Genomic DNA, 15,525 nt, shown 5'->3' with positions numbered 1-15,525 from the left:
ACGCCCTGGACCCGGACGCGCCCAGGCCGGCGCTTCCGGGGCGAGCGCCGCCGGAACGGCGCCGATTACACGCCGGGAACACCCAGGGGCGTTCGGCTGAGGCCGGTTTCTCCCGTGCCCGCTCGGGCTCGTCCCCGGCCCTGAACAAGGCCAGCGCCGCGGGAACGGGGAATGGCCGCCATCGGTGCTCCCGCCCGCGGCACCTTGAGCGCCGACGCGGCGGGAACGGGGAAGGGCCGGATGGCGGTGTGCTCCGGGACGGATGAGAGCATGATCATGCTCGTCCACCAGGGGAGGTGCGATGACCGCCGAGCTGGAGCGGCTCCGCCGGCAGGTGCGGGAGCTGGCCGAGGAATGGCGGGCGGCCGGGCGGTACCGGCCGGCCTGTGACGCGTGGCTGCGCGGCCACGACCCGCAGTTCAGCGCCGAGCTGGCGCGGCGAGGGTGGATCGGGATCACCTGGCCGCGGGAGCTGGGCGGCGCGGCCCGCTCGCACACCGCCCGGCTGGTGATCACCGAGGAGCTGCTGCGGGCCGGCGCGCCGGTCGCCGCGCACTGGATCGCCGACCGGCAGATCGGGCCGGCGATCCTCCGCTACGGCACCCCCGAGCTGCAGCGGGAGTTCCTGCCGCGGATCGCCGCCGGCGAGGTCACCTTCTGCCTGGGCATGAGCGAACCGGAGGCCGGGTCCGACCTGGCCGCCGTGCGCACCCGGGCCGTCCGCGACGGCGACGGCTGGCGCATCAGCGGACGCAAGATCTGGACCAGCCACGCCCACCGCGCCACCCACGCCTACGTCCTGGCCCGCACCGAGCAGACCGAACGCCGGCACCAGGGGCTCACCGAGTTCGTGGTGGACATGCGGGCGGAAGGGGTGTCGGTCTCCCCGATCGTGGACCTGGCCGGGGAGCACCACTTCAACGAGGTCGTCTTCGACGACGTCTACGTGCCCGGCCGCTGGGTGATCGGCACCGTGGGCGACGGCTGGCGGCAGGTCACCTCCCAGCTCGCCTACGAACGCGGCGGCCCCGAACGCGTCCTGTCCACCTATCCGCTGCTGGCCGCCCTGCTGCGGGACGGGCGGCGCCGCCGCGACGAAGGAGCGCTGGCCGCCGTCGGCCGCCTGGTCGCCCGGCTGGCCGCGCTGCGCCGCATGTGCTGGGACATCGCGCATGCCATGGACCGCGGCCAGGCCCCCGTACGGCAGGCCGCGGCCCTGAAATACCTGGGCACCGAGTTCGAACGCGACGTCACCGAGACCGCCCGGGACCTGGTGGCCGCCCCGCCGGACCTCCACGGCGACGAGCTGCAGCGGCTGCTGGCCCAGGCGATCTTGGCCGGGCCGGGCTTCACCATCCGGGGCGGCAGCTCGGAAGTGCTGCTGTCGATCGTGGCCAAAGAGGAGGTCGGGCGGTGAAGGCGCTGCTGGACGCGGTCGACGAACTGCTCGCCCAGGTCGCCGCCGACGACTGGGCGGCGGTGTGGGACGCCGTGCTGGACGGCGGCTGGCCGCTGGCCGGGATCCCCGAAGAGCACGGCGGGGCGGGCGGAACCACCGCCGACCTGGTCGCGATCGTCACCCGGGCCGCCCGCCACCGGGTGCGCATCCCGCTGGCCGAGACCGCCCTGGCCGCCTGGGTGCTGGCCCGCGCCGGCCGCTCCGACCTGCTGGCGGACCTGCGCGTGGGCACCGTCGCCGTCCCCGAGGCCCCCGTGCCCTGGGCGCGCGCCGCCGATTTGATCGTCCGGTATGGCCCGGGCGGCGCGGCCCTGCTGAGACCCGGCGAGGACGAGGTGACCGTCGAAGAGGGCGCCAACATCGCCGACGAGCCCCGCGACCGGCTGCGCGCCGCCGCCGGCACGCCGCTGCCCGGCGCTCCCGCGCTCGCCGAGGTGCGGGTGCGGGCCGGGCTGCTGCGCGCCGCCGCCTGCGTGGGCGCCGCCGAGGCCGCGCTGGACCTGACGCGCCGGCACGTCACCACCCGCGAGCAGTTCGGCCGCCCGCTGGCCCGCATCCCCGCGGTCGCCGGCGGCGTGGCGATCATGGCGGGCGAGCTGGACCAGGCCCGCGCCGCCCTCGACCGCGCCGCCCGCGCCCCAGGCTCCCACGCCGCCGTGGCGGCCGCCCGGCTGTGCGCCGGACGGGCCGCCTCCACCATCGCCCGCCTGGCCCACCAGCTCCACGGCGCCATCGGCATCACCAGGGAATACGACCTGCACGTGCACACGCGGCGGCTGTGGGCGTGGCGGGACGAGGACGGCGGTGAGCACTCCTGGGCCGTCGAGCTCGGCACCGCCGCGGCCGAGGGCACCGAACAGCGGCTATGGGACGTCCTGACCGGCGTGCCCGCCGAGTGAGGGAGGCGACATGACCACCTGGCAGACCATCCGGCTCGACGCCCCGCACGAGGGGGTGCGCCGCATCACCCTGGCCGATCCGGACCGGCGCAACGCCATCGGCACCCTCATGCGCCGGGAGCTGATCGCCGCGGTGACGGCCGTCCGGGACGACGCCGAAGCGCGCGTTTTGGTGGTGGCGGCCGAGGGCAGCAGTTTCTGCGCCGGCGCCGACCTGCCCGCCCTGTTCGGCGAGCCGGGCCGCCCGGTGGGGGAGATCCGCCAGACCCTGCGCGCCTACTACGAGAGCTTCCTGGTGCTGCGGCAGCTGGCCATCCCCACGATCGCCGCGGTGCAGGGACCGGCCGTGGGCGCCGGCCTCAACCTCGCCCTGTGCTGCGACCTGCGCATCGCCGGCCCCAAGGCGAGCTTCGCCGCCACCTTCTCCAGGATCGGGCTGCACCCCGGCGGCGGCTGCACCTACTTCCTCACCCAGGTGCTGGGCCCCCAGCGAGCCCTGGCGATCCTGCTGGAGGGCGGGGCGCTCTCGGCCGAGCAGGCCCTCGAACACGGCCTGGTGCTGTCGATCGCCGACGACCCGCAGGCCGAGGCGCTGGAGCTGGCCCGCCGCCACGCCCGGCTGCGCCCGTCGCTGGCCCGCGACATCAAGCAGGCGGTCCACCTGGCGGCCACCGGCGACCTGGAACAGGTCATCGAGTACGAGTCGTGGGCGCAGGCCGAGTCCGCCACCCATCCGGAGATCGCCGAGTTCGCCGCCCGCTTCGCCTCCCGCGACTGAGCCGGGCGCCGGGTCGGACGGGCCGCGGCGGGGGACCGCACGGCATCGGCGGCCAGGCCGTCCAAGCCGTAAAGGGGACGGGCCGACACGCTGAGAACGGGTGCTGAAGGGGCCGGTGGCGGCCGCACCGGCTTTCCGCGAGCCGGCCCGGCGGGGTGGGCCTTTAGGGCTGGAGCATTCCCGCAGACCGTCGTTCACCGATCGGAGCCGGATCCGCAGGGCGTCTTGGGAACCGGACCTCTCACCGGCAGGCGGGCATTTCCCGGCGAGGTGGGTGTTTCCGGTCATGAGGGCCGGCATGCTGAGCCGGGCCGTCGCGGGGCGGATGGCGTGGAGAGGAGCGAAGTGATGCCCTACGTGCTGCTGGGACTGGCGATCATCGCCGAGGTCACGGCGACGCTGTCGCTGCGCGCCTCGGAGGGGTTCAGCAAATGGGGACCCTCGGTGATCGTCGTGGTGGGCTATGCGCTGTCGTTCCTGCTGCTGGCCAAGGCGCTGACGGCGCTCAACGTCGGGCCGGTGTATGCGATCTGGTCGGCCCTGGGCACGATCGGGGCGTTCGCCGGCGGGGTGCTGCTGTTCAACGAGCCGGTGCGGCCGGTGACGGTCCTCGGGGCGGCGATCGTGGTGGCCGGTGTGGTGGTGATGAACCTGGGCGGCGGGGTCAGCCACGGGTGACCCCGCCCGGTCATCGCGGGGGAGCGGCGGTCACGTCCGGCCGGACGTGCCCGCCGCTCCCTTCAGCGGTGCTCCAAGGCGACCCGGGCGCCGATGCCCACCAGCATCGTCCCGGCGGTGCCGTCCAGGATGCGGCGGGCCCGGGCGCCGCGCAGCAGCCGGGAGATCGGCTGCAGCGCCAGCGTGAACAGCCGCCACCACAGCACCGCGATGACCAGGAACACCAGCGCCAGCGTCGCCGTGGTGCGCAGCCGGGGCTCGCCGGAGGCCACGAACTGGGGCAGCAGCGTCAGGAACAACAGCGCGATCTTGGGGTTGAGCAGGTTGGTCAGCAGCCCCTGCCGGAACGCCTCGCCCCGGCTGCAGTGCGCCGGCCCGCCGGCGGCCACGGCGTCGGCTTCGCCGTCGCCGCCGCGCACGGCGCCCAGCAGCATCCGCACCCCCAGGTAGGCCAGGTAGACCGCGCCGGCCGCCTTGACCACCGTGTAGGCGGTGGCGGAGGCGGCCAGCACGGCCGACAGGCCCAGCACGGCCGCACTGGCGTGCAGGCTGATGCCCAGGCAGCAGCCCAGGCCGGTGGCCCAGGCCACCGCGGACCCGCCGCGCAGCCCGTTGCGCAGCACCAGCAGCATGTCCGGCCCCGGCGTGATCGTCAGCACCGCGACCACGCCGAGGAACGGGATCAACAGGTCAGGCACGGACGTCCATGGTAGGCGCCATGATCAGCGGCGGCGCGCTTTCAGATCTTGGAGCGGTAGACCACCTGGGTCTCGGTGAAGCCGTACACGCCCCACGGGCCGTTCTCCACGCCGATGCCGCTCCACTTGAAGCCGCCGAACGGCAGGTGCGGGGCCAGCGCCAGGTGGGTGTTGACCCAGGCGCTGCCGCACTCCAGCTGGGAGGCCACCTCGGCGGCGCGGTCCAGGTCGCCGCCCCACACCGAGCCGCCCAGCCCGAAGTGGGTGCCGTTGGCGCGGGCGATGGCGTCCTCCAGCTTGGTGTACTTGACCACCGGCAGCGCCGGGCCGAACTGCTCTTCGTCCACGATCCGCACCCCGTCGCTGACGTCGGCGAGGATGGTGGGCTGGTAGAAGTAGCCGGGCCCGTCGATGGGCTTGCCGCCGGCCGCGGCCTTGGCGCCGTTGGACAGCGCGTCGGCCACCAGCGCCGAGACCCGCTCCAGCTGGGGCTTGTTCTGGATCGGGCCGTACTCGACGCCCTCTTCCATGCCGTTGCCGACCTTGACCGAGCGGGCCTTGGCCGCCAGCGCCTCCACCATGTCGTCGTAGAGGGACTCCGGCACGTACACCCGCTTGATCGCCGAGCAGACCTGGCCGTTGTTCATGAACGCGGCGCCGAACACCTTGTCGGCGATCTGGGCCGGGTCGGCGTCGTCCAGCACGATCGCCGGGTCGTTGCCGCCCAGCTCCAACGTGACCCGCTTGAGGTCGGGCGCGGCGGAGGCGGCCACCTTCTTGCCGGTCTCCACGCTGCCGGTGAAGCTGATCTTGCGGGGGACGGGGTGGGAGGTCATCTGGGCGCCCAGCGCGTCACCGCCGCTGATGACGTTGAACACCCCCGGGGGCAGCACGTTGCGCAGCAGCTCGCCCAGCTTGAGGGTGGCCAGCGGGGTGTAGGGGGAGGGCTTGAGCACCACGGTGTTGCCGGCCAGCAGCGCCGGGCCGAGCTTCCAGGTCGCCAGCAGCACCGGGTAGTTCCACGGGGCGATGGCCGCGACCACGCCCATGGGCTTGCGCACCACCTCGACGAAGGCGTTGTCGTCGTCCTGGACGATCTCGCGGGGCAGCTCCAGCTCGGCGAAGTACTTCAGCCACACCCCGGCGCCCATCAGCTCCATGGTGGCGTCCTGCAAGGGCTTGCCCTGCTCGGCGGTGAGCACCGGGGCGATCTCCGCGGCCGAGGCGAACAGTGCGTCGGCCGCCGCCAGCAGCGCCTTGCGCCGGGCCTGCTCGTCCTTGCGCCACTGGGTGAACGCCTCGGCGGCCGACTCCATGGCCGCGTCCAGCTGCTCTTTGGAGCAGTCCGGCGCCTGGGCGTACACGGTGCCGGTGGCGGGGTTCACCACATCGAAGGTGCTGGGAGCCGACACGCCCTCGCCGGCGATCGTCATCGTGAAGTCGCTCACCGCGGAAATCCTCCTCAAGCAGACCGAATGTCGTTCAGTATGTCGCGTGAGAGCCCGTGCCACCAGACCCGCGGGCCTTCCAAGGGCGAGGGCACAGCGCTCGCCGCCTCGCGCTGAGCTCTGTTCCATCCGGTCGCAGGCGAGCGGGTAGCGGGGCGCGCCGCGGCCTTCCGCCGCGGGCGCGGCGGCGCGCTCAGGCGGTGATCCGGCCCTCCCGGTACAACCGGGTGATCACTTCCTCGATGTCGGGTTCGCGCAGGGCGATGTCGGCGACCGGGTGCCGGCCGGCGAGCGCGGCCACCACCGCGGCGGCGTTCATCCCGCGCGGCACTCGCAGCCACTGGCGCGGCCCCTCCACCCGTTCCACGGTGACCCCGGCGACCTCCACCGGCGGGCCCGGCCGCTCCAGGTCCACCACCAGCATCCGGTCGGCCGCCGCCACGTCCCGCAGCTTTTCCAGGTCCCCGTCGTAGGCCAGCCGCCCCCGGTCGATGATCATCACCCGGCGGCACAGCCGTTCGATGTCGCCCAGGTCGTGGGTGGTCAGCAGGATCGTGGTGCCGCGCTCGGCGTTGACGCGCTCCAGGAAGCCCCGCACGGTCGCCTTGCTCACCACGTCCAGCCCGATGGTGGGCTCGTCCAGCACCAGCAGCGGCGGGTCGTGCAGCAGCGCGGCGGCCAGGTCGCCGCGCATGCGCTGGCCCAGGCTGAGCTGCCGCACCGGGGTGGCCAGGAACGGCCCCAGGTCCAGCAGCTCCACCAGCTCCGCCAGCCGCCGCCGGTGCACGCTCGGCTCCACCCGGTACAGGTGCCGGATGAGGGTGAGGCTGTCGCGCAGCGGCAGGTCCCACCACAGCGTGGTGCGCTGCCCGAACACCACCCCGATGCGCCGGGCCAGCGCGGTGCGGCGGCGGGAGGGGTCCAGCCCGGCCACCCGCACGGTGCCGGAGGTGGGCGTCAGGATGCCGGTGAGCATCTTGATCGTGGTGGACTTGCCCGCCCCGTTGGGGCCCAGGTAGCCCACGAACTCCCCGCTCCGCACGGTGAAGGAGATGCCGTCCACCGCCCGGACGGTGATGCGCCGCCGCCGCAGCCGGCCGGTGCGCTCCCGCACCGTGAACGTCTTGCGGATGTCGGTGACCTCGATCACGGCTCAGCTCCCCGTCGATCGGTAGTGGCGCAGCCCCGCCCGCCAGGCCAGCGCCGCCACCGCGCACAGCGCCAGCGCCACCGCCGGCGAGGCGAAGCGCAGCAGCGGCGGCAGGCCCAGCGGGTCGGGCCGGTCCAGCACGTACAGGGCCGGCTGCCAGTTGACGAAGACCAGCGGGATCACGAACGTCAGCCCGCGCACGAACTCGCGGGCATACAGCGTCATCGGGTACTGGGTCAGGTACGCCCCGCCGTAGGTGACGGACTTGGTGGCCGGGTGCATGTCGAGCGCCACCAGCTGCACCGAGGCGGTCAGCACCCACAGCGCCGCGAAGATCACCGTCCCGGAGATCAGCATCACCGGCACCATCGCCACCCGCCCGGCGTCCCAGTCCACCTCCAGCCGGGGCAGGACGCAGCCCAGCGCCACCGCCGCCGGCAGCAGCCTGGCCATCCGGCGCGGGGAGAAGTCCTCGGTGGCGATCTGCACCAGCGGGCTGACCGGCCGCACCAGCATGGTGTCCAGCGTGCCCCGCCGCACGTGCTCGCCCAGCCGCTCGGTGCTGCCCAGCAGCACGTCGGCCAGTGTGAACGACAGCGCCGAGGTGCCGTACAGAAACAGCACCTGCGCGGCGGTGAAACCGGCGATGCGCGGGGTGTGCTCGAACAGCAGCAGGATCGCGACCAGATCGAGCGCGGCCACCGCGGCCGAGCCCAGGCACAGCAGCGCCATCGACAGCGGGAACTGCGCGGCGGCCCGCAGCCACGTCCAGGCCAGCAGCGGGTACAGCCGCAGCGCGTCACCCACCGTGGATCACCAGCCTGCGGCGGGCCGCGGCGGTCACCGCCTGCCCCGCGCCCAGCAGCACCACCGCCCACAGCGCCTGGAACCCGTAGGCGCCCAGCAGCTCGGCGCCGGAGTACTTGCCCAAGAACACATCGGCGGGGACCTGGATCAGCGCCGCCCACGGCAGCGCCCGCGCCAAGGTCCCCAGGGCGCCGGGGAAGACCACCAGCGGCAGCACCATGCCGGAAAAGAACATCGAGGTCACCAGCGCGACCGCCTGCAGCCCCCGGTCGTCGTGCAGCCAGCACATCGCCATGGCCACCAGGTAGCGCAGCGCGAAGCCGGTCACCACCGCCAGCGTCACCGCCGCCGCGAACGCCGCCCACCCGGCCGCGTCGGGCAGCCGCAGCGGGAAGACCAGCGCGCCGGCCAGCATCGGCGGCACGCCGCGCAGCAGCAGGGTGCCGGCGGCCCGGCCCAGGTCGTCGGCCAGCCACCAGACCTGCAGGTTCACCGGGCGGTGCAGGTCGATGGACACATCCCCCGAGCGGATCCGCTCGGTCAGCTCCAGCCCGCCGAAGATCTGCACCGGCCCGATCATCGCCTGGGTGATGAAGCAGAACGTCACCGCGTCGATGGCGGCATAGCCGCCGAGGGCGGGCCGGGCCTCCCACAGCGCCAGCACGACCCAGGCCCGCACGAACCCGAACACCGTGTTGGTGACCGCCTCGGCGAACGCTCCCAGGGGGTAGGCGGTGTAGCGGCGGAAGGCGTAGGTCGCCACCCAGGGATAGACGCTCACTTCTCACGACGCTAAAGCCGGCTTCGGGAGCGTTCCATGCCACATGACACACAGGGCCGGATCCGCGCCGTGAAAAGCGGAGGACCCCTCCGGACGGAGGAGCGTCCGGAGGGGTCCTCAGCCTCGGCCTGGACCAGTTCTCGATGAGTGAGCCTTACTTGTCGAAGAACTGCTCGTCCTCGGTGGAGCCCTTGAGCGCCGTGGTGGACGAGTTCGGCGAGATCGCCGTGCTGACCAGGTCGAAGTATCCGGTGCCGACCTCGCGCTGGTGGCGGGTGGCGGTGTAGCCGCGGCTCTCGGAGGCGAACTCGCGCTCCTGGAGGTCCACGTAGGCGGTCATGCCCTCGCGGGCGTAACCGTGCGCCAGGTCGAACATCGAGTAGTTGAGGGCGTGGAAGCCGGCCAGGGTGATGAACTGGAACTTGTAGCCCATGTGGCCCAGCTCGCGCTGGAACTTGGCGATGGTCGCGTCGTCCAGGTGCTTCTTCCAGTTGAACGACGGCGAGCAGTTGTAGGCCAGCATCTGGTCGGGGTACTCGGCCTTGACCGCCTCGGCGAACTTGCGGGCCTGCTCCAGGTCCGGGGTGCCGGTCTCCATCCAGATCAGGTCGGCGTAGGGGGCGTAGGCCAGGGCCCGGGCGATGCAGGGCTCCAGGCCGTTGCGGACCCGGTAGAAGCCCTCGGCGGTGCGCTCGCCGGTCAGGAACGGCCGGTCGCGCTCGTCGACGTCGGTGGTGAGCAGCGTCGCGGCCTCGGCGTCGGTCCGCGCGATGATCAGGGTCGGCACGCCGCAGATGTCGGCGGCCAGCCGCGCGGCGTTGAGGGTCTTGATGTGCTGGCCGGTGGGGATCAGCACCTTGCCACCCAGGTGGCCGCACTTCTTCTCGGAGGCCAGCTGGTCCTCCCAGTGCACGCCCGCCGCACCGGCGGCGATCATGGCCTTCATCAGCTCGAAGGCGTTGAGCACGCCACCGAAGCCGGCCTCGGCGTCGGCCACGATCGGAGCCAGCCAGTAGATGTCGTCCTTGCCCTCGGACCACTGGATCTGGTCGGCGCGCAGCAGCGCGTTGTTGATGCGGCGGACCACCGTCGGCACCGAGTTGGCCGGGTAGATGCTCTGGTCCGGGTAGGTCTGCAGCGCCAGGTTGGCGTCACCGGCCACCTGCCAGCCGGACAGGTAGATGGCCTTCAGGCCGGCCTTGACCTGCTGGACGGCCTGGTTGCCGGTCAGCGCGCCGAGGGCGTTGATGTAGTCCTCTTCGTGCAGCAGCTTCCACAGGCGCTCGGCGCCCAGGCGGGCCAGGGTGAACTCCTCCTGGATCGAGCCCCGCAGCCGCACGACGTCCTCGGCGGTGTAGTCCCGCTTGATGCCCTTCCACCGCGGGTCGGTGTCCCACTGGCGCTGCAGCTCTTCGGCCGCGCCCTTGAGGCGACTGTCAGTCATGATCGGTGCCCTTCTGGTGTCGTCCCCTGGGTGCTTGTGTCCGAGTCTGCCCTGAGGTCAACCGGTAGATGTACTAATGAGTAACAGAAGATTCGAAGAAGTTTCTGTACTATGAAGCCGTGTCGACCTTGCGAACAGAAGAACCCCTGAACTTGTCGAGTGACGTAGATCTCGTTACATTCGGGCAACGGCTGCGTCACTTGCGCCGGGCCCGCGGTATGACCCTGGCCGACCTGGGCGCCAAGGTCGGCCGCGCCCCCTCCCAGCTGTCGCTGCTGGAGAACGGCCGGCGCGAGCCCAAGCTGTCGCTGCTGAAGTCGCTGGCGGCCGCCCTGGAGGTGCCGGTCGAGGAGCTGCTGCGGCGCCAGCCCCCCAGCCGCCGCGCCCAGCTGGAGATCGCCCTGGAGGAGGCGCAGCGCGACCCGCTCTACCGGTCTTTGGGCCTGCCCTACCTGAAGGTCGGCAAACGCCTCCCCAACGACGTCATCGAGCACATCCTCGCCCTGTACGGGGAGCTCAAACGCAGCCGCACCAAGCCCACCGCCAGCCCTGAAGAGGCCCGCAAGGCCAACGCCGAGCTGCGCCGCCAGATGCACGAGCGCGGCAACTACTTCGGCGAGATCGAGCAGGTCGCCGCACAAGCCCTGAACGCGGTCGGCTACCGGGGCGGCGCCCTGTCACAAGGCATGCTCATGGCGCTGGTGCAGCACTTCGGCTTCACCCTGCGCTATGTGCAGGACCTGCCGCGCTCGGTGCGCTCCATCACCGATTTGCGCAATCGGCGCATCTACCTGGAGCGCGAGCAGCTGGGCATGCACACCCCGCGCACCATCCTGCTGCAGACGCTGGGCCATTTCGCCTTGGGCCATGAAGTGCCGCGCGACTTCGCCGACTTCCTGCGCCAGCGCGTGGAGGCCAACTACTTCGGCGCGGCGGTGCTGATGCCCGAATCGGCGGTGGTGCCCTATCTGCAGGAGGCCAAGGCCGCCCGCGAACTGTCGGTGGAGGACCTGGCCGATGTGTTCTCCGTCTCCTACGAGATGGCCGCCCACCGTTTCACCAACGTGGCCACCCACCACCTGGGCCTGCAGCTGCACTTCACCAAGAACGACGAGAGCGGCACCATCTACAAGGCCTACGCCAACGACGGGCTGGTCTTCCCCCAGGACGCCGACGGCGCCATCGAGGGGCAGCGCATGTGCCGGCATTGGGCCGGGCGCAACGTCTTCGCCGCCCCCGACCGCTTCTCGGTCTACTACCAGTACACCGACACCCCCAACGGCACCTACTGGTGCCTGTCGCACATCGACCCCAGCCACGAGCGGGACTTCGCCATCACGCTGGGGGTGCGCTTTGAGGACTCCCGCTGGTTCCGCGGCCGGGAGACCACCAACCGGGTCAAGTCGGCCTGCCCGGACGGCGACTGCTGCCAGCGTCCCCCCGCCGAGCTGGCCCAGCGCTGGGAGGGCATGGCCTGGCCGTCGGCCCGCGCCCACTCCCACGTGCTGTCGGTGCTGCCGCCGGGGGCCTTCCCCGGGGTGGACGAAGCCGACGTCTACGCCTTCCTCGACCGGCATGCGCAGGAATGACCAGGCTTCGGCGGTAACCGCTGTGTTGTGCGATTGTTAACTCTTTGGGTCGATTGGCTTGGATCGTTCCCCCTGGTACTGAATCCGCAGCGATGTGGGTTTCCCTTATGGAGGTCGTTCACCTGCGGAGGGAGTGCGCGTGCTGACTGAGGCCACCATGTGGATGCGCCGCCGGACGAGCACGGCGGCGGACTGGCCCGTGGAGATGCTCCTGAAGGCCAAGCAAGCGCAGACGGGCGCCGAGCCCGGCCAGGGGCGGATCAGCGTCGTGCTGCCCGCTCGCAACGAGGAGGAGACCGTCGGGGAGATCGTCTCGGTGATCCGCCGGGACCTGATGGAGCGGGCGCCGCTGGTCGACGAGATCGTGGTGATCGACTCCCGGTCCACCGACCGCACCGCCGAGGTGGCCGCCGCGGCGGGGGCCGAGGTGGTGGCGCAGGATGCGATCCTGCCGGAACTGCCGCGCATGTCGGGCAAGGGCGAGGCGCTGTGGAAGTCGCTGGCGGTCACCACCGGCGACCTGCTCGTCTTCATCGACGCCGATCTGCGGAACTTCTCCTCGCACTTCGTCACCGGCCTGCTGGGGCCGCTGCTGACCGACCCCACGGTCGGCTACGTCAAGGGGTGCTATGACCGGCCGCTGATGACCGGCGGCACCCGGGTGGACGGCGCCGGGGGAAGGGTCACCGAGCTGGTCGCCCGCCCGCTGATCAATCTGCACTGGCCGGCCCTGGCCGGGGTGATCCAGCCGCTGGGCGGGGAGTACGCCGGGCGCCGCTCGCTGCTGGAGCGGCTGCCGTTCGTCACCGGCTACGGCGTGGAGCTGGGGCTGCTGCTGGACGTCTTCGCCGACAGCGGGCTGGACGCCTTGGCCCAGGTGGACCTGGGCGACCGGGTGCACTCCCACCAGTCCACCGAGGCGCTGGCGGCGATGTCCGGTCAGATCATGCTGACGGCCTGGTCGCGGCTGCAGCGGCACGGCCGGATGCTGCCGCTGGAGAACCCCGGCACCGAGCTGGCCTGGTTCTCCCGCAGCGGCAACGGGCATGAGATGCGGATCAACGACGTGGGGGTGCAGGAACGCCCCCCGATGATCGAGGTGCCCGGCTACGCCAGGGCCGGCCGTTCGCTGCAGCCGGAGCTTTAGAGGTTCTGCGCGCAGATCCGCTTTGACCTCCCGGTTCGGGCCGCCCGGCCCGGACCGCACCCGCATCGGGCGGTGCCCCGGGCGCGGTCGCACGCCGCGCCCGGGGCACCGCTGTTTTTCCCGCGCCGCCCGGGCGCGCTGTGAGCCGCGACACCCTGTTACCCGCGGGTAATGCCTTCTCCGGCGCGGGGTGCTACCGTTGGTAACATCCGTGTTGGAGAAAGGGTCAATAACGATGACGAGCAGCGAGGCGGCGCCCTTCTCACTCGAGCTCAGCGAGGATGTCGCCGAGGTCAAGGAGTGGGTGCACCAGTTCGCCAAGGACGTGATCCGCCCGGCGGCCGAGGAGTGGGACGAGCGCGAGGAGACCCCCTGGCCCATCATCCAGGAGGCCTCCAAGATCGGGCTGTACTCCCTGGACTTCTTCGCCAACCAGTGGCTGGAGCCCACCGGGCTGGGCATCCCGGTGGCCTTCGAGGAGCTGTTCTGGGGCGACGCCGGCATCGCGCTGTCCATCGTGGGCACCGGCCTGGCCGCCGCGTCCGTCGCGGCGACCGGCACCCCCGAGCAGGTCGGGGAGTGGGTGCCGCAGATGTTCGGCACCCCCGACGACATCAAGCTGGGCGCCTTCTGCGCGTCTGAGCCCGACGCCGGCAGCGACGTGGGCTCCATCCGCACCCGCGCCGTCTACGACGAGGCCAAGGACGAGTGGGTGATCAACGGGACCAAGACCTGGGCCACCAACGGCGGCATCGCCAACGTCCACGTGGTGGTCGCCTCGGTCTACCCCGAGCTGGGCAGCCGCGGCCAGGCCAGCTTCATCATCCCGCCGGGCACCCCGGGCCTGCGGCAGGGCCAGAAGTTCAAAAAGCACGGCATCCGGGCCTCGCACACCGCCGAGGTCATCTTGGAGGACGTGCGCATCCCCGGCCGGCTCATCGTCGGCGGCAAGGAGAAGTTCGACGAGCGCATCGCCCGCGTCCGCGAGGGCAAGCGGGCCCGCGGCCAGGCGGCGCTGAAGACCTTCGAGACCACCCGGCCCAGCGTGGGCGCCATGGCGGTCGGCGTGGGCCGTGCCGCCTACGAGTACGCCCTGCAGTACGCCCAGGAGCGCGAGCAGTTCGGCCGCAAGATCGGTGACTTCCAGGCCATCGCCTTCAAGCTGGCCGACATGAAGACCCAGCTGGACGCCGCCCGCCTGATGGTGTGGCGGGCCGCCTGGATGGCCCGGCAGGGCAAGGAGTTCGCCAACGCCGAGGGCTCCATGGCCAAGCTGTTCGCCAGCGAGATGTGCGTGCGGGTGACCGAGGAGGCCATCCAGATCCTGGGCGGCAACGGCTACACCCGCGACTACCCGGTGGAGCGCATGCACCGGGACTCGAAGATCTTCACGATCTTCGAGGGCACCAGCGAGATCCAGCGCCTGGTGATCGGCCGCGCCGTCACCGGGCTGCCCATCCGCTAGGCCCTGACCTGCGGATATGTAAGTTCCAGCCACTGTGCCGCCGCTTGCGGCAGGCGCCGATCTGGGCGCCGAAGCGGTTCGCGGGCCGGTCTGGGAGACGTCTGGGAGACGAACTTGGACGTCGCCCGCCGGCGGGCGGCCGGCACTGGGACCTGGGAGGTGGGGGACAGCGCCGCGCACTGCTCCAGCGCTGTCCCCCACCGCTGCCGCCGCCCCACCTGGGGTGGGACAACGCGGACCGGGGACGAAGCCGTGGACTTGCAACGGCACCGAAGCCCTCGCTTTCGAAGGTGCGCCCTGAACACTTCACCGAGAAAGCCCGCCGGATCGAAGCGACGGCGCACAGGCCCCCGTGCGGGGCGGCCGGCGAGGCATCCTTAGCATCTCGGTGCATAAGGTGCATGATCGATTTGTCACCCGGGGCATGAGGGGAGGTCGGCCGGTGCGGATCGGCGACCGGGAAACGGCCCGTGGCGAGGGAGGCAGGCGATGAGCACGCGCGACCCCGACCGCCGCCGCGCCCTGCTGGAGGCCGCCGACCAGGTGATCCGGCGGGAGGGCCCGGGCGCCTCCATGGCCGCCATCGCCGCCGCGGCCGGCATCAGCAAGCCCATCCTCTACCGGCACTTCGGCAACAAGTCCGGCCTGTACCAGGCGCTGGCCGAGCGGCACACCCGCAAGCTGATCGAGACGATCCAGGACCGTTTCCAGCGGCCCGGCTCCCAGCGTGAGCGGATCACCTCCACGATCGAGACCTACCTGTCGATGATCTCCGAGAACCTCCAGCTGTACCGGTTCCTCATGGAGCGGGCCAGCGCGGAGGACGCCGCCACGCACAGCGCGATGAGTACCATGATCCGCGGGCTCAGCCAGGAGCTGGCCAAGGTGTTCATGGCCGAGGTCGAGCTGGCCGACCCCGACCGCGCCTACGTGTGGGCGCACGCGGTGATCGGCATGGTGCAGAACGCCGGGGACTGGTGGCTGGACCACCCGGAGGTGCCCCGCCGGAAGGTGGTCGACGCCCTGGCCGATCTGATCCTGGTCGGGCTGCCCGCCGCGGCCGGCGGCCGTCCCGACGGAAACGAGGGCTGAGGCTCCCGCACCGCCCGGAAAACGGTCTTTTCGGCACACTCAGGGTCGGGCAAATGTCCGAAATCTGCCATAAGGCGGAGACGGAACCCT

14 protein-coding genes are annotated in these 15,525 nt (G+C 71.8%); 8 read left to right on the top strand and 6 right to left on the bottom strand.

The window, feature by feature from the left end:
- Positions 1 to 301 precede the first annotated feature (301 nt).
- From BUE48_RS12400 to BUE48_RS12385, 4 genes are all read left to right on the top strand, one after another.
- Positions 302 to 1,417 (top strand): acyl-CoA dehydrogenase family protein, encoded by a 1,116-nt coding sequence (locus tag BUE48_RS12400; protein ID WP_012852844.1) that lies wholly within the window; start codon positions 302 to 304, stop codon positions 1,415 to 1,417.
- Complete coding sequence (locus BUE48_RS12395) at positions 1,414 to 2,358, top strand: acyl-CoA dehydrogenase family protein (RefSeq protein WP_012852843.1); 945 nt, start codon at positions 1,414 to 1,416, stop codon at positions 2,356 to 2,358. Before BUE48_RS12400 ends, BUE48_RS12395 begins: the two co-directional genes overlap by 4 nt.
- Before the next feature lie 10 nt (positions 2,359 to 2,368).
- Positions 2,369 to 3,136 (top strand): enoyl-CoA hydratase, encoded by a 768-nt coding sequence (locus BUE48_RS12390; protein ID WP_286989850.1) that lies wholly within the window; start codon positions 2,369 to 2,371, stop codon positions 3,134 to 3,136.
- Between the two features lie 348 nt (positions 3,137 to 3,484).
- On the top strand, positions 3,485 to 3,814 hold the full coding sequence (locus BUE48_RS12385; RefSeq protein WP_012852841.1) for a DMT family transporter: 330 nt from the start codon (positions 3,485 to 3,487) through the stop codon (positions 3,812 to 3,814).
- Positions 3,815 to 3,876: 62 nt separating this feature from the next.
- On the opposite strand, the gene BUE48_RS12380 is transcribed toward BUE48_RS12385, so the two are convergent.
- The 6 genes from BUE48_RS12380 to aceA form a co-directional block, all read right to left on the bottom strand.
- Entirely contained in the window at positions 3,877 to 4,512 is a 636-nt protein-coding gene (locus tag BUE48_RS12380; protein WP_012852840.1) for a LysE family translocator, read from the bottom strand.
- A 41-nt stretch (positions 4,513 to 4,553) separates the two neighbouring features.
- The gene (locus BUE48_RS12375) at positions 4,554 to 5,960 is read right to left on the bottom strand and encodes an aldehyde dehydrogenase family protein (RefSeq protein WP_012852839.1); all 1,407 of its coding nucleotides are present in this window, start codon (positions 5,958 to 5,960) and stop codon (positions 4,554 to 4,556) included.
- 193 nt (positions 5,961 to 6,153) lie between these two features.
- The gene (locus BUE48_RS12370; RefSeq protein ID WP_012852838.1) at positions 6,154 to 7,110 is read right to left on the bottom strand and encodes an ABC transporter ATP-binding protein; all 957 of its coding nucleotides are present in this window, start codon (positions 7,108 to 7,110) and stop codon (positions 6,154 to 6,156) included.
- 3 nt (positions 7,111 to 7,113) lie between these two features.
- Complete coding sequence (locus BUE48_RS12365; protein WP_012852837.1) at positions 7,114 to 7,917, bottom strand: ABC transporter permease; 804 nt, start codon at positions 7,915 to 7,917, stop codon at positions 7,114 to 7,116.
- Positions 7,910 to 8,698, bottom strand: coding sequence for an ABC transporter permease (locus BUE48_RS12360; protein ID WP_012852836.1), 789 nt, complete (start codon positions 8,696 to 8,698; stop codon positions 7,910 to 7,912). The genes BUE48_RS12365 and BUE48_RS12360 overlap by 8 nt, the downstream gene beginning before the upstream one ends.
- A gap of 154 nt (positions 8,699 to 8,852) precedes the next feature.
- Positions 8,853 to 10,142: an isocitrate lyase gene (aceA, locus tag BUE48_RS12355; protein ID WP_012852835.1), complete on the bottom strand. Its 1,290-nt coding sequence runs from the start codon at positions 10,140 to 10,142 to the stop codon at positions 8,853 to 8,855.
- 152 nt (positions 10,143 to 10,294) lie between these two features.
- Here aceA and BUE48_RS12350 point away from each other — a divergent pair, with 152 nt between their 5' ends.
- The 4 genes from BUE48_RS12350 to BUE48_RS12335 all read left to right on the top strand — a co-directional run bounded on the left by BUE48_RS12350 (position 10,295) and on the right by BUE48_RS12335 (position 15,435).
- Positions 10,295 to 11,731, top strand: a complete 1,437-nt coding sequence (locus BUE48_RS12350) for a helix-turn-helix transcriptional regulator (RefSeq protein ID WP_286989847.1) — start codon at positions 10,295 to 10,297, stop codon at positions 11,729 to 11,731.
- A gap of 139 nt (positions 11,732 to 11,870) precedes the next feature.
- Positions 11,871 to 12,878, top strand: coding sequence for a glucosyl-3-phosphoglycerate synthase (locus BUE48_RS12345; protein WP_012852833.1), 1,008 nt, complete (start codon positions 11,871 to 11,873; stop codon positions 12,876 to 12,878).
- A 235-nt stretch (positions 12,879 to 13,113) separates the two neighbouring features.
- The gene (locus tag BUE48_RS12340; RefSeq protein WP_012852832.1) at positions 13,114 to 14,343 is read left to right on the top strand and encodes an acyl-CoA dehydrogenase family protein; all 1,230 of its coding nucleotides are present in this window, start codon (positions 13,114 to 13,116) and stop codon (positions 14,341 to 14,343) included.
- A gap of 489 nt (positions 14,344 to 14,832) precedes the next feature.
- A complete protein-coding gene (locus BUE48_RS12335; protein WP_012852831.1) occupies positions 14,833 to 15,435 on the top strand; it encodes a TetR family transcriptional regulator in 603 nt (200 codons plus the stop codon).
- Positions 15,436 to 15,525: the final 90 nt, after the last annotated feature.

This window comes from Thermomonospora sp. CIF 1 (genome assembly GCF_001896795.1).
GTDB classification, from domain to species: Bacteria; Actinomycetota; Actinomycetes; order Streptosporangiales; family Streptosporangiaceae; genus Thermomonospora; species Thermomonospora curvata.
The sequence above is the reverse complement of the archived record's forward strand: the minus strand, read 5'-3'. Positions and strand labels throughout refer to the sequence as shown.

Excerpts from the sequence above, each read along its gene's own strand:
- BUE48_RS12400 (WP_012852844.1), top strand. The coding sequence starts at position 302 with ATGACCGCCGAGCTGGAGCGGCTCCGCCGGCAGGTGCGGGAGCTGGCC.
- BUE48_RS12390 (WP_286989850.1), top strand. The coding sequence starts at position 2,369 with ATGACCACCTGGCAGACCATCCGGCTCGACGCCCCGCACGAGGGGGTG.
- BUE48_RS12335 (WP_012852831.1), top strand. The coding sequence starts at position 14,833 with ATGAGCACGCGCGACCCCGACCGCCGCCGCGCCCTGCTGGAGGCCGCC.
- aceA (WP_012852835.1), bottom strand. The coding sequence starts at position 10,142 with ATGACTGACAGTCGCCTCAAGGGCGCGGCCGAAGAGCTGCAGCGCCAG.
- BUE48_RS12385 (WP_012852841.1), top strand. The coding sequence starts at position 3,485 with ATGCCCTACGTGCTGCTGGGACTGGCGATCATCGCCGAGGTCACGGCG.
- BUE48_RS12340 (WP_012852832.1), top strand. The coding sequence starts at position 13,114 with ATGACGAGCAGCGAGGCGGCGCCCTTCTCACTCGAGCTCAGCGAGGAT.